Source organism: Maribacter huludaoensis, assembly GCF_029350945.1.
GTDB lineage: Bacteria > Bacteroidota > Bacteroidia > Flavobacteriales > Flavobacteriaceae > Maribacter > Maribacter huludaoensis.
This window is the reverse complement of sequence record NZ_JARKMS010000002.1, coordinates 128,338-143,150: the sequence shown is the minus strand read 5'-3', so window position 1 is coordinate 143,150 and position 14,813 is coordinate 128,338. Positions and strand designations below refer to the sequence as shown.

Here is a 14,813-nt window from a genome sequence, read left to right as displayed (position 1 = left end):
TATGGAAAACATCTTTTACAATATTCTATGGATTGATGACGAACACCAAACGCTTGGGGGCACTAAGGGTCGCGCAAAACGACATGGCATTAACCTTTTCCCATTTAAATCATTAAATGGCGGCATGAGTGAATTGGAACGGAATTACACTTTTTACGATGGGGTTTTATTAGACGCCAAGTATTTTGAAAATGAGGATGATGCTAAAGGATCTGAGGATACTTATAATATACATAGGACCAAAGAGCGATTGTTGCAGTTAAAGAAGAAGTTTGAAGTATTTGTACTTACAGGCCAGGCTGAAGCTTATGAAGACAAAACCTTTAAAAAAGCTTTTACAAAGGTTTATAAAAAAGGGAGCGATGAAGAAATTAATAGATTATTTAAAGACATTAAAAAAGCTGTAGAAGATCAAGAAATAACTCAACTAAAACATAAACACTTAAATGCTTTTCTACTATGTGATGATAATTATTTAGGACGCAAAGAGTTTGAAAGAATCCTACAATTGATAAAAGATGTTGAGAAACCAGAAAACATTACAAATCAACAAGATGCATTATCACCAATGCGTAAAATTTTGGAGGCTATTTTTAAAAAATTAAACACTATTGGCTTAATACCTGATGAAATTCAAAATGGTAGAGGGTCAATAAATGGAGCTAGTCTGTTTTTAGCCGGTTATAATAAAGGGTATACCTACAATGAAGAATTAATTCATCCTGTTATTGCTGAGTCCATACGTCATCTAATTAGCTTAACACAAGATGCATCCCATAATGAAGGAAATAAATTACGGGCAGATACCTATTTGACTAATACTTCAAACACCTACTTATACCGGTCTCTTTGTTATTCGCTTTTAGAAGTTTTAGATAATCTAAAACCCTTTATTGATGAGAATTTAGATAAATCTAAAAACCAAAGTAAATGGCAATTAGTTCAAGCTACTGCTATTGAATCGGGACATTGGATTACCGGAAAAATAACAAAAGTCGCTGACAATGGTTATGGAACTTTTCAGCCAACCAATGGCGATTCTACATTAAGTATTTTACCTAACAAAATAGAGGAATATTTATTAAATGAGGGGGATGCGTTAGAAATTACAACCAAGCCAAGTGCTTGTGGAACAAAGACATTTATTGATGAAATCAAGAAAGTAGATTTATAACATATGTATAATGACCAACTAAAATTATTAAAAACCAAACTTTACTCTCTGCCAATACAATGCGCGTGCAATGAAACATTAAAAGGTTTAATAAGAATAGAAACTAATTAAAACTTGTTCGATACATTAGTTGACCAAAGTAAAAAATCAAACAACCTTAAAAAGGCATCGTTAATTTACTCAGCGTAAAAGGTAGAATATTTTAAAAAATAGCAAAAATTCCAAATCGGACTATAAAAATTATTTAATAAAGAAATGAATGGCAAAACAAGAAAAAACAAAATCAATAGAAGAATCATTATGGCAAGCCTGCGATAAATTAAGAGGCTCCGTAGAATCTAGCGAATACAAACACGTTGTACTAGGTCTCATCTTTTTAAAATTTGCCAGTGATAAATTTGAAGAACGAAGAGAAGAACTCATTAAAGAAGGAAAAGAAAAATATGTAGAAATGAAGGATTTCTACAATATGAAAAATGTTTTTTTCTTAAACGAAACTTCTCGCTGGTCTTATATAAAAGAAAACGCCAAACAAGACGATTTAGCGCTTAAAATAGATACCGCTCTTCACAATATTGAAAAGAACAATCCTGCACTTAAAGGTGCTTTGCCAGACAATTACTTTTCGCGTTTGGGGTTAGATAAAACCAAACTGGCTTCGCTTATTGACCAAATAAGTGAGATAAACACTATTGCCGATAAGCAAAATGATATTGTAGGGCGTGTGTACGAATATTTCTTAGCCAAATTTGCCATTAAAGAAGGGAAAGGAAAAGGAGAATTCTATACACCTAAGAGTATTGTAAACCTCATTGCAGAAATGATAGAACCTTACCAAGGTATTATTTACGATCCTGCTTGTGGTTCTGGTGGTATGTTTGTGCAGTCTGTTAAGTTTATTGAGAATCACCACGGAAACAAAAAAGAAGTTTCTGTTTATGGGCAAGAATATACCAATACCACCTACAAACTGGCAAAAATGAATTTAGCCATACGTGGTATATCTGCCAATTTGGGTGAAAAAGCAGCCGATACCTTTGGTGCTGACCAACACCCAGACTTAAAAGCCGATTTTATAATGGCTAACCCTCCATTTAACCAAAAAGATTGGCGTGGTAAAGATGAACTAACAGACGACCCACGCTGGCAAGGCTATGACGTACCACCAAAATCTAATGCCAATTACGGTTGGATTTTAAATATGGTTTCTAAACTCTCCGATAATGGTGTGGCTGGTTTTGTACTTTCAAATGGTGCACTTTCTGGTGGTGGTGATGAATACAAGATTCGTAAAAAACTCATTGAAAATAACTTAGTAGAAGCGATTGTCATTTTACCAAGTAGTATGTTTTATACGACTGATATTTCTGTAACAATTTGGATTGTAAATAAAAACAAAACGGAAAAGAAAGTAGACAAAGGGACGGAAACCCGTGAGTACCGCTTTCGCGAAAGTGAAATTTTATTTATGGACTTGCGTCAAAAAGGCGAGCCTTTTGAAAAGAAATATATTCAATTTTCAAATACGCAAATTGAGGATATTGCTAATACTTTTCATACATGGCAGACTGATGAAGAAGCTTATAAAAATATACCTGAATACTGCTACAGTGCCACTAAAGACGAGGTTATTAAAAAAGATTACTCTTTAGTCCCTAGTAAGTATATTGAGTTTGTAAATCGAGACGAAAACATAGATTTTAATACCAAAATGACAAGCTTACAAACTGAACTGAAAGACCTTTTAGTACAGGAAGAAGCTTCTAAAAGCGAATTACAAAACGTTTTTAAATCTCTAGGCTATGAATTATAAACGTTTGGGCGATTACATCGAACCTTGTAATGAAAAAAATATTGGAAATAAAATAAAGTTACTTCAAGGAATTAGCAATAGAAAATATTTTCAAAAAGCTAAAACAAATACAATTGGAGTTGATTTATCAAAGTACAGAATAGTTAGAACAGGGCAGTTTGCTTTCAATAGAGCAACTACTAGAAATGGAGATAGAATTTCCATTGCATTACGTTTTAAAGAAGATTGTATTGTTTCTCCTTCATATAGAATATTCAAATCAAAAGATGAAAATATTTTAAATTCTGAATATCTAATGATGTGGTTTCGTAGACCAGAATTTGACCGTTATGCAAGATTTAGGTCACACGGCTCTGCTCACGAATTTTTTGACTATGATGAAATGTGTGAAGTAACATTACCCATCCCATCCATAGAAAAACAACAACAAATTGTAGATGAGTACAACATCGTAACCAACCGCATACAACTCAACGACAAAATAAACACCAACCTAGAGGCTACGGCACAAGCCTTATACAAACATTGGTTTGTAGATTTTGAGTTTCCTGTGCTTAATAAAGATGGTAGCCTGAGCGGAGCCGAAGGGTATAAATCTTCGGGAGGTAAAATGGTGTATAATGAAGAATTGGATAAGGAGATTCCTGTTGGGTGGAGTGTGGAGAGATTAAAAGACGTTTCTAAGATAACTATGGGACAATCACCAAGTGGAGGAAGTTATAACGATTTAGGTAATGGGAAAATTTTTTATCAAGGTAGAACTGATTTTGGTTTTAGAATACCAACAATAAGAAGTTATACTTCTGAACCGAAAAGATTAGCAAAAAAAGGAGATATTTTAATGTCTGTTCGAGCACCCGTAGGAGATTTGAATATTGCAAATACTGATTGTTGTATTGGAAGAGGTTTAGCGTCAATTAGAAGTAATGAAATTAGTTATACTTTTTATTTGATGAAGGATTATAAAAAATTATTCGATTCAAATAAAGGAACAGGTACTATTTTTAGTTCAATAAATAAAGATGAATTGTTTGATTTGAAAGTTATATATAATAAAATCATAGCCAATTTATTTGAAATAAAAATTAACAAAATTGATACTATGATTTTTGACAACTGTAATCAAACAAAAACCCTCCAAGAAGTGCAAAGTTTATTATTAGCAAAAATGACAATAGTAGAAGTTTAAATAGCCAGAAAATTATGAGTAAGAAATATAAATTTATTGAAAATAAACCTTTAGGAAAAGATTTGTTTGAAGGTAAATCTCAAGAAAGAACTTCTAATGTAATTACTAATATTATAAAAGAAAACACTTTTCAAGTGATTGGTATTGATGGAGGTTGGGGAGTTGGTAAAAGTAATCTTGTAAAAATTGTAGAAGACAAACTAATTGACCATATATTTTTTATTTATGATGTTTGGGGACATCAAGAAGATGAACAAAGACGCTCCCTTTTAATAGAGTTAACTAATTACTTGACTAAAAAAGAAAATAACTTTATTAAAAAGGGAAAATGGGAAAAAAAGTTGACAATTTTATTATCAAAGAAGAAGGAGGTTACGACAGAAAACCTACCATATCTAAGTGTAGGCTTTATATTTTCACTTTTTGCTATTGTTTATGCTTCGACAGTAACCACTTTTAGAGGAGAACTGGATGATTGGTTAAAAATAGAAAGCATCTTTTGGAAAATAGTATTAGTTCTAAGTCCAATCTTTATTGTTATTGGTATTTATGTCTGGAACCTGGTAAAAAATTGGATTTATTGCAATGGTTTTTGGAATTCATTTAAACTATCAGCTCAAGAAACTTTTCAGATTTACACAAATAAGCAAAAGAAAGAAACTAAAATTGAGAGTATTTCAGAAGAAGAACCAAGTGTAAAAGATTTTCAAGAGTGGATGACAGAAATTGATTATGACTTGAATAAAAATTTAGTTTTGGTTCTTGATAATTTTGACAGATTACCTAAAAAACACATTTTAAACGTTTGGTCCTCCATACACGTTTTTTTTGCTGAGAAGAAGTATGAAAAAATTAAAGTAATTATTCCTTTTGATAGAAAGCATATTAAAAATGCGTTTTCTGAACTAAATGGTGATGAGAACACAAATTATGCAGATGATTACATTAATAAAACATTTGATATTGTTTTTAGGGTTGCACCACCAATAATGTCTAGTTGGAAAGAGTTTTTTAAAAATAATTGGGAAACTGCATTTGCAACCTATGATGAAAATGAATTTGAAAGAGTAGAGCAAGCTTATGAAATATTAAATACAGCGATAACACCAAGAGAAATTGTTTCTTTTATCAATAATTTTATTTCAATTAAATTAATCGATGATAAAATACCAGATAGGTATATAGCTATATATTTATTGTGTCAAGAAAAAATACTGGATAATACACTTTCCACAATTACCGAGTTAAATTATTTAAATGGACTCGAACCTATTTATAAAAATGATGAAGATTTTCCAAAGTATATAACAGCACTCGCTTATCAAATTGATTCAGATAATGCAATTGAGGTAATCTATAAAAATCGATTACGTGACAGTTTAATAAATAATGAAATTAATGTATTTAAAGAAATTCAAGAAATACCTGCTTTTAAATATATAATTAAGCCAGTAGTTTCTGAATTGGAAGATTATAGAAAGCCAATTATAGTATTAGATAGCTTGTCTGAAAATGATAACATTAGTGCCAGTCAAAAAGGTTTGATTTGGAACATCATATATTCAAATCTTCAATCTAATGACTTAAATTTAGGTAAAGTAGAAAATTATCAATTAACTCTTCTTAAAAACCTTACCTCAAAAAAGCAAAAAGATTGGTTAACTAGTATCTTAAAAAGTTTGTGGTTAGACAACGACGAATTTGAAATTATTAATTATGTAGATAATATTGATAAAGTCGTACAATATTGTGCCAAAAATAATTTGAATCTTAAAGCTTTTAATCACTTAGTATCTAAATCTGTAAATCCAGAAAAAATAAAAACAATAATTGATTATAAAGAAGAAGAATATAGCAAATATAAATTAAACTGTGGAATTGAAAAGATTGATGATTACTTAATTACTTTTGAGGCTAAAGATTTAGCAGAAACTTCTTTTGTGAAATTTATTAAAACCCCTCTAAAGTTAACTAAGTTCCACAAAAAACTTATCAGTTATATTACTCCAAACAACAGAGATGAAAATATATTATTTCAAATTTTAGAAAAGTTAAAATTAACAGCTAACACAAAACTAGATGTCAAGTCAAAGATACTTGATGCTGATATACATCATATGGTAAACGGTGCAACAATTGGAGATAATATTTATGTTGATTTAGCTGCGTTACGTTTATCATTACTGACAAGTAGCAACACAGCATACAATGCTGTCTATAACAAAGTTTTGAATAGCGAAAATGAAGAGTTCTATGATGAAGTAGCCAATCAATTAGAATGGTACATAAGTTATAGTGATTTTTTAGTTGGCTCTATTTCTTTCACTAATAAATTAACCATTGGTGTTGTTAATAAGCTAATTCAAATAAATCCAACCCACAGAGATTATTCCATAGAGCCAATTTTAGAGAATATTATTGCTATTTGTAATACGAATAAAATTGAAGCAGAAGAATTGTTAAATACGCTACAAATAGAAGACTCAAATGAACTGGATGAAGCTAGACTTTTAAAACTAGAGCCTTCAATATTATCAATTCTTAAAGGCAGCTCATCAGAGATAGCTTCTAAAGTAATAGAAGTATTTAACAATCATTATAAAGATAAATCTAAAGATGAATGGGAAGAAAGCTTCAGCGATTTAAACCGTAAGTTATTCAAACAATTAAAAACTATTGGATTTATCAATTGGAATCGCTTTGCTTTAGAAGTCTTTGATTCAGTATTATTAAAAATAGCAGATGATTCAAAAATAGATAATAAAGAAATCGTAGAATGGTTACTTAAAAGTTTTGAAAAAAGTGAAAGAGATTTAGATAATACATTAAAAAGTTTACGTGATCGCTTAATTCAGAATAATAATATAACAAATGAAATTTTTATTCTTTTCTCAGAAGCCCTTTTAGCACACGCTAGCTTAGAGGATAAAGCAAGCGATGTTGTGCGAACAATTTTTAAAACAGAATTACTAGATTCAGATGAATGTGTATCTATAATGAAGAATAATTCTGGAAGAATTAAAATAATTTTGAGTAGTTCTGGTAAATCTAAAGATGATTTTAGAGATGGTTTAAAGGCAAGAATAGACAAGGAGGAAATTGAAAAATTATCCAAAGAGCTTGGTTTTATAATAAAAGCTGAAACCAAAGATTCTGGTGATGAAAATACAGACCCAAAAAATAATTGATAATGGCAAAATATAGTGTTCATCAACAACCCGTAGAAACCTTATTGAGTTGGATAAAATCTGGCGATATCGCCATACCAGAAATTCAACGCCCATTTGTTTGGAAAGCTGCAAAAGTTAGAGATTTAATAGATTCTTTATATCAAGGATATCCTGTAGGTTATATTATTACTTGGCGAAATCCTGATGTTAAATTAAAAAATGGAGAGTTATCGGCGGGTAAAAAAGTTTTAATAGATGGGCAACAACGTATTACGGCTTTAACAGCCGCTATAGTTGGGCAACGGGTGTTAAACAAAAACTATAAAGAAATTAATATTCGCATTGCCTTTAATCCATTAACAGAAGCTTTTGAGGTTTTAAACAAAGCAAAAGAAAGAAGTCCAGAATGGATCAACAACATCAATCCTATTGTAAATGATGAAATTTCTATTACCAAAGCCATTCGTCAATACTTAAAAGATAACCCAGAAGCTGATGAAGATTTAATAGAAGATAGAATTGAAAATCTAAAAAAAATAAAAAGTAAACAAGTTGGTATTATTGAGCTTGATGCCAGTTTAGATATAGATACGGTAACCGAAATTTTTATTCGTATTAATCAAAAAGGTGTGGTACTAAGTAATGCAGATTTTGTAATGTCTAAAATTGCTTCAGACGAGCAACACGGCGGGAACAAAATGCGTAAAATGGTAGATTATTTCTGCCGTTTATTGGTAGATAAAGGTTTCAACAAACATATTGTAGATAACGACACCAATTTTGCAGAAAGTAACTACTATAAAGCCATTAAATGGATGGCTACGGGTAATGACGACTTGTATTGCCCTGATTATATAGATATGCTCCGTGTAGCGTTCACTTTTAAATTTAGCCGCGGTAAGTTTAGTGATTTGGTAGCTTTGTTATCTGGTAGAAATTTTGAAACCAGAACTTACGAAAATGAAATTGCAGCTGCCAGTTACAATAAGCTTTCAGAAGGCTTAGAAGCCTTTGTTAACCAAACCAATTACCAAAGGTTTGTAATGATATTAAAATCGACTGGGTTAATAAGCAGAAAGCTTATTTCATCACAAAACAGTCTAAACTTTGCCTACGCCTTATACCTAAAATTACGTGATGAAGGAATGGGTGAACCAGAAATACAAGGCTATGTAAAAAGATGGTTAGTCTTATCCATATTTATTGGGCGTTATTCAGGTTCCGCAGAATCTAGAATAGATGAAGACATAAAACAAATTAACGAAAAAGGTATTGCCGCCTATTTGTTACAAATGGAGCAAGCTCATTTGGGCGAGGGCTTCTGGGATTTTGGTTTAATTAACGACTTAGAAAGTTCTAGTGTAAACAATAACGCCTATACCTTGTATTTGGCTGCTCAAGTAAATAGTAATGCTGTGGCTTTCTTATCTAAATCAATGACTATTACCAGCCTTATTGAGCAACGCGGGGATATTCATCACATTTTCCCTAAGCAATATTTAATAGCCAACGGGTACTCACAAAAAGCATACAACCAAGTAGCAAATTTTGTATACACAGAACAAGCCACCAATATAAAAGTAGGTAAAATGCCACCCGTTGAATACCTAAGCAAAATAGAAACCCAAATAAACGAAGGGATTAATGAAATCAGCACTATAGATACTAAAGATGCTTTAGAAGAAAATATTAGAGCTAACGATATTCCGTCTTTTGTTAAAGAGGCAACACACCAAGATTACACAAGTTTTTTAGAAGAAAGGCGTAAGCTGATGTCTAAGAAATTAAAAGCATATTACGAAAGTTTATAAATGTAACGGATGGGTCAAAAATTTACAGAAGCACAACTAGAAACCGCTTTTTCTGAACTATTAGAAAATGAAGGCTATCCACACCATTTAGGCAATTCGCTAAATCGTGCAGATGATGAAGTTATATTGGAAGACGATTTACGTTCGTTTTTAGCTTCAAAATATGAAAGAGAAAACATTTCTAGTACAGAGATAGACGGTATTATTCTACAATTAAAAACATTACCTGCTTCTGATTTATATGAAAGTAATAAACGTTTTATTCGTATGCTTTCAGATGGATTTATTTTAAAAAGAGAAGACCCAAGTGAAAAGGATATCTACGTACAATTAATAGATTTTTCAGGTTTAGAAAAACAAGTTAAAAGCGCAAGCATAGAAACGATTAAAGTTGCAGAACCTGAATTAACTTATGACGATAATAACATCTATAAATTTGTCAATCAATTAGAAATTGTAGGTACACACAAACGTATTCCAGATGGTATTCTCTACATCAATGGTTTACCTCTAGTGGTGTTTGAATTCAAAACAGCCATACAAGAAAACACTACCATTCACAATGCTTATGTACAATTAACAACACGTTATAAGAGAGATATTCCACAACTTTTTATCTACAATACATTTTGTGTTATTAGTGATGGTGTAAATAACAAAGCGGGTTCATTTTTTGCACCTTATGAGTTTTACTATGCTTGGAGACGTGTTTCTGGATTAGCGAAAGATGTAGATGGCATAGATTCTATGTTTACGCTCGTTCAAGGAATGTTGCATAAAAACAGATTAAGAGATATTATTCGCAATTTTATTTACCTACCAGATAGCAGTAAAAAAGATGAAAAAATTGTGTGTCGTTATCCCCAATATTATGCGGCAAGAGCATTATATGACAATATAAAACTAGCTCAAAAACCAGATGGAAACGGCAAAGGTGGGACATATTTTGGTGCTACAGGTTGTGGCAAGAGTTTTACAATGTTGTTTTTAACGCGCTTATTAATGAAAAGCGAGTATTTTAAAAATCCAACTATTGTACTAATCACAGACCGTACGGATCTAGACACGCAGCTTTCTGAACAATTTACCAATGCTAAAAACTATGTAGGTGATAATGGTATTGTAAGTGTTGAGAGTCGAAGTCATTTAAGAGAACTAATGCAAGGTTGCGAATCTGGTGGTGTGTTTTTAACCACCATACACAAATTTACCGAAGACTTAGAATTACTAACAAACCGAACTAACGTAATTTGTATAAGTGACGAAGCACATAGAAGTCAAACCAATTTAGACCAAAAAATAAAAGTTACCGAGAAAGGGGTTAAGAAAACCTATGGTTTTGCTAAATATTTACACGATTCACTTCCTAACGCAACGTTTGTTGGCTTTACAGGAACACCAATAGATGCCACATTGGATGTATTTGGTAAAGTAGTAGATTCTTATACCATGACAGAATCTGTAAAAGACGAAATCACCGTAAGAATAGTATATGAAGGTAGAGCCGCAAAAGTAATTTTAAACAACAGCGAACTAGAAAAAATTGAGAAGTATTACGAAGAAGCAGCCGAAGCTGGAGCAAATGAATATCAAGTAGAAGAAAGCAAAAAGCAATCTGCAAATATGAATGCTATTTTGGGCGACCCAGATGTGCTACAAAAAATTGCAGTTGACTTCGTCACTCACTATGAAAATAGAATTAATGAAGGAGCTACGGTAAAAGGTAAAGCAATGTTTGTTTGCCCAAGTAGACCAATTGCCTATGAGTTTTACAAAAATGTTATTGCACTTAGACCAGAATGGGCAGACATAAAACAAGCGGAAGAAGGAGCTGAACTATCAGAAAAAGAGAAAAAAGAAATTAAACCTATGGAACGTGTTAAAATGATAATGACACGTGGTAAAGACGACCCAAAAGAACTCTATGATTCTTTAGGCACAAAAGAGTACAGAAAAGAACTAGACCGTCAGTTTAAAAATGAAAAATCAAATTTTAAAATTGCTATAGTAGTAGATATGTGGCTCACAGGTTTTGATGTGCCATTTTTAGACAGTATTTACATATACAAACCAATTCAGCAACACAATTTAATTCAAACCATTTCTCGTGTAAACCGAAAATTTGCAGGTAAAAACAAAGGTTTAGTTGTGGATTATATTGGTATTAAAAAAGCTATGAATATGGCTTTAGCCAAATACGGAAAAGGCGACCAAGACAACTTTGAAGATATAGCATCTTCGTTAATTATAGTTCGTAATCACCTGGATTTATTAAGTAAGTTCTTTCACAAATTTGACAATAGTAAATATTTTAATGGTTCGGCATTAGACCAATTACACACCTTAAATCAAGCAGCAGAATTTGCACAAGTAACTAAAGAAGCTGAAACCCGTTTTATGGGCTTAGTAAAGCGTTTAAAAGCGGCTTATGACATTTGTGCAGGAAGTGAAAAGCTCTCGCAAGAGGAAAGAGATTATACGCATTTCTATTTAGCAGTTCGTTCTATCGTTTTCAAATTAACAAGAGGAGATGCACCAGATACCGCACAAATGAATGCAAAAGTGCGTGATATGATTAAAGATGCGTTGCAAAGTGATGGTGTAGAAGAAATATTTAAACTAGGCGAAAACACAGAAGCTGAACAAGATATTTTTGATGATGATTATTTAGCCAAAATAGACAAGATAAAATTACCAAATACCAAAATTAAGCTTCTTCAAAAACTATTAGCAAAAGCTATTGGGGAAATGAAGAAAGTAAATAAAGTAAAAGGCGTTGATTTTACTAAAAAAATGGACTCATTAGTTGCTAGATACAATGACAGAAGCGAGAATGATATCTTACGAAGTGAGGTCTATGATGAAATAGCAGAAGCATTAACTGAAATGATTATGCAAGTACGTGATGAATTTAATGCAGGGGACGAGCTCGGAATCGACTTTGAGGAAAAAGCATTTTACGACATCTTATTAGAATTATGTAGCAAATATGATTTTACCTATCCAGAAGAAAAGTTAATTGAGTTAGCTAAGAAGGTTAAAGAACTAGTAGACAGTCAAGCAAAATTTCCTGATTGGAGTAAACGAAACGATATTAAAGCAGCTTTAAAAGTTGGATTGATTTTACTACTTGATGAGTTTGGATATCCTCCGGTAGAAAGAGACGAAGTTTATGAAGAAATATTCTCACAAGCGGAGAATTTTAAGAAAAATAGAAAATAAAAGAATTACTATCAATCCATAAATTACATAAATGCAGGTAGACCTAAAATTGTATGAAATTAGTTCTCATACTAAACAATTTTATTAAATATTTTAAATTACGTAATTCAAAAATTCATTATTTTATCAATCCATTATCAGCAAAACTGTAATATTCTTTATTCGGAGTCACAATCAAATGATCTAAAACTTTTACATCCAGCAACTCCCCTGCTTTAATAATCTTTTCAGTCATTCTTTTATCCGCCTCACTAGGTCTTAGGGTACCGCTTGGATGATTATGTGTAAGAATTATTGCGGTAGAAAGTGTTTTTAAAGCTGTAGCAAATATCAATCTAATATCTATTATAGTTCCTGTAATACCCCCTGTTGATATGGTACTTATCCCTTTAACTACATTACTATTGTTAAGATAAATCACTTTAAAAGTTTCAAATAGTTCAATATTGTCTTGATCCCAAGAATTTTGAATTATCTGATTGGCTTCCGTTGATGAAGTAATTTTCAAAAGGTTTTTGGTGTTAGTTTTTTGACTGTAACTAATTTTAATTTCGTTCGCTTTTTCCATCTGTTTAATTTTTGATGGTGAGCGTAAACCAGGTTTTGTTTGAATAAGACAAATACTTTCATTTGACGTTTCACACAAAACCTGGAGCTTGCAAATCAAACATTGAACGGATGAAATCGAATGCTCAATTATGGTTCTATCTAAAAATCTAGGTTCAAATATTTATTTCGAGATTTACTTTTTGAATTAACCGTTTTGATATCATTCTCAAATAAGTTTTTAACTTCTTCAATAATTCGCTTATAATTTCTTTCTATATCCAGTTCATTAGCTGTAGCACCTTTGACTCTAAAATCAATTTCTTTTGATAAAAATGGCTTGAACTGTACTCCTAGCAATTCTTTTTTGTTTCCTTCTGCTAAAATTCCAAAGAACTGACCAGAATTAAGTTGGGTAATATCTTCAGCTCGTATCTTATCCATTTCCTGAATTTTTTCACTTTTACTTTTTGACCGACTTGATTTACCTCCAAACAATGATGTACCTGAGGTACTTTTGCTACGACTTTTTGACCACATTCTAGTTTCATGTGTGCCAAAAATCTCCTTTATCATTTTAGCCGAGTTTGAATTAGTTGTTCTACCATAAAACTGATTTCCCAGATTAGAAATGATAACTTGAGATTTTTCTCTTCCATACTTATCATTTATTTGACTAATATCTTGAGCTCCAAAAATCGTTGCTATCTTATTGCTTCTACCCGTTGCCGGAATCTGTTCAAAATTTGGGATGTAAATGGTTGGAGCCTCATCTAACATAATTACACTTTGTTGCCTGTTGGGAACATTCATCATCTTACTAGACACAGCTATTATTAAAGAAATGACGGGAGCATATGTTTCAGCTAAACTACTCTCGTTCCCAATTGACAAAAACTTAGGTGAAGCAGGATCGTTTAGATTTAAATTCAAATCATTTCCCGAAAGAATCCAAAATATATCAGCAGTGTTTAAAGTTGAAAGTGCATTCTGAAGAGTAGACAAAACACCCGCCACTTGCTTTTCTGCACCTCTTTCAATGGCTTGAACAAGACTTACGATCATACCACCTGCCACAGGGTCCTCATTGACTTTAGTCAACAACTTCTCAATATTACTATGAAGCAATAGACTTATTATATGCGGTAACGTACAATATTTAGGGTGTTGATTCCTCATATACCATATTAACCCAGCTAGAATACTTTGTGCATTACGTCCCCAAAAATCTTGTTTTGCTACCGTTTCAGGTAGCAGGTTATTTATTAAAGCTTTACTAAATTCAAAAGCATAAGCAGTTTTAGTTAGATACTTAGGGTCCAATGGGTTTATTCTATGACTTTTTGAAGCCTCCCTAAAATCAACAAAATAATATTTAACCTCTGTGTTGTATTTTTCCGCAGCCGCATAAACATGCCTGGTTAATTCGGGACTCTTAAAATCATACAAAATACCAGTGTAAGATTTTTGAACCATCTGATCAATAATAGGTTCAAACAAACTCTTGCTCTTACCGCTTCCCGCTCCACCTTGAATATAAATGCCTCTAAATGGGTTGTCTAGATTGACCTTACCATTTTTGGTCTTAAAACTAAATCCAATTTCAGATACTTTTTTTGGCAACTTAAAAGACGACCCATTTTTAAAGAAGAGTATCGCATGATGTGCAATAGGATAAAAAGCAAATATGAACATTGTAAAACCGAATAACAGAGATAGTATCAACCATATCATCGATATATTTAAAACTCTTGAAACTAGATACATACCATATATCATGAGTCCAACAAAGATTGTTATTTGTATAATTTCTATAATGTCATAAAATGATTGTGCTAGTCCAATTAAAAAAATAAATATTTGATTCTTCATATGTGTTCAATTTCTG

8 protein-coding genes are annotated in these 14,813 nt (G+C 31.9%); 6 read left to right on the top strand and 2 right to left on the bottom strand.

The annotated features are described in order from the left end of the window. The first annotated feature begins 1 nt into the window (after position 1). The 6 genes from PXC01_RS05765 (at position 2) to PXC01_RS05740 (ending at position 12,379) form a co-directional block, all read left to right on the top strand. On the top strand, positions 2 to 1,174 hold the full coding sequence (locus PXC01_RS05765) for a hypothetical protein (RefSeq protein ID WP_276471375.1): 1,173 nt from the start codon (positions 2 to 4) through the stop codon (positions 1,172 to 1,174). Positions 1,175 to 1,433: 259 nt separating this feature from the next. Then, positions 1,434 to 2,987: a type I restriction-modification system subunit M gene (locus tag PXC01_RS05760; RefSeq protein ID WP_276471374.1), complete on the top strand. Its 1,554-nt coding sequence runs from the start codon at positions 1,434 to 1,436 to the stop codon at positions 2,985 to 2,987. Continuing rightward, positions 2,977 to 4,176 carry a restriction endonuclease subunit S gene (locus tag PXC01_RS05755; protein WP_276471373.1) on the top strand — a complete coding sequence of 400 codons (1,200 nt, stop codon included), beginning with the start codon at positions 2,977 to 2,979 and terminating at the stop codon, positions 4,174 to 4,176. The genes PXC01_RS05760 and PXC01_RS05755 overlap by 11 nt, the downstream gene beginning before the upstream one ends. 14 nt (positions 4,177 to 4,190) lie before the next feature. Continuing rightward, complete coding sequence (locus PXC01_RS05750; RefSeq protein ID WP_276471372.1) at positions 4,191 to 7,364, top strand: P-loop NTPase fold protein; 3,174 nt, start codon at positions 4,191 to 4,193, stop codon at positions 7,362 to 7,364. A gap of 2 nt (positions 7,365 to 7,366) precedes the next feature. Then, positions 7,367 to 9,157 (top strand): GmrSD restriction endonuclease domain-containing protein, encoded by a 1,791-nt coding sequence (locus PXC01_RS05745; RefSeq protein WP_276471371.1) that lies wholly within the window; start codon positions 7,367 to 7,369, stop codon positions 9,155 to 9,157. Positions 9,158 to 9,166: 9 nt separating this feature from the next. Beyond that, positions 9,167 to 12,379, top strand: coding sequence for a type I restriction endonuclease subunit R (locus tag PXC01_RS05740; RefSeq protein WP_276471370.1), 3,213 nt, complete (start codon positions 9,167 to 9,169; stop codon positions 12,377 to 12,379). Positions 12,380 to 12,497: 118 nt separating this feature from the next. Here the strand turns inward: PXC01_RS05740 and PXC01_RS05735 are convergent, their stop codons facing one another. After that, entirely contained in the window at positions 12,498 to 12,947 is a 450-nt protein-coding gene (locus PXC01_RS05735; RefSeq protein ID WP_276471369.1) for a JAB domain-containing protein, read from the bottom strand. Between the two features lie 140 nt (positions 12,948 to 13,087). After that, on the bottom strand, positions 13,088 to 14,797 hold the full coding sequence (locus PXC01_RS05730; protein ID WP_276471368.1) for a type IV secretory system conjugative DNA transfer family protein: 1,710 nt from the start codon (positions 14,795 to 14,797) through the stop codon (positions 13,088 to 13,090). Positions 14,798 to 14,813: the final 16 nt, after the last annotated feature.

Excerpts from the sequence above, each read along its gene's own strand:
- PXC01_RS05765 (WP_276471375.1), top strand. The coding sequence starts at position 2 with ATGGAAAACATCTTTTACAATATTCTATGGATTGATGACGAACACCAA.
- PXC01_RS05760 (WP_276471374.1), top strand. The coding sequence starts at position 1,434 with ATGGCAAAACAAGAAAAAACAAAATCAATAGAAGAATCATTATGGCAA.
- PXC01_RS05755 (WP_276471373.1), top strand. The coding sequence starts at position 2,977 with ATGAATTATAAACGTTTGGGCGATTACATCGAACCTTGTAATGAAAAA.
- PXC01_RS05750 (WP_276471372.1), top strand. The coding sequence starts at position 4,191 with ATGAGTAAGAAATATAAATTTATTGAAAATAAACCTTTAGGAAAAGAT.
- PXC01_RS05745 (WP_276471371.1), top strand. The coding sequence starts at position 7,367 with ATGGCAAAATATAGTGTTCATCAACAACCCGTAGAAACCTTATTGAGT.
- PXC01_RS05740 (WP_276471370.1), top strand. The coding sequence starts at position 9,167 with ATGGGTCAAAAATTTACAGAAGCACAACTAGAAACCGCTTTTTCTGAA.
- PXC01_RS05735 (WP_276471369.1), bottom strand. The coding sequence starts at position 12,947 with ATGGAAAAAGCGAACGAAATTAAAATTAGTTACAGTCAAAAAACTAAC.
- PXC01_RS05730 (WP_276471368.1), bottom strand. The coding sequence starts at position 14,797 with ATGAAGAATCAAATATTTATTTTTTTAATTGGACTAGCACAATCATTT.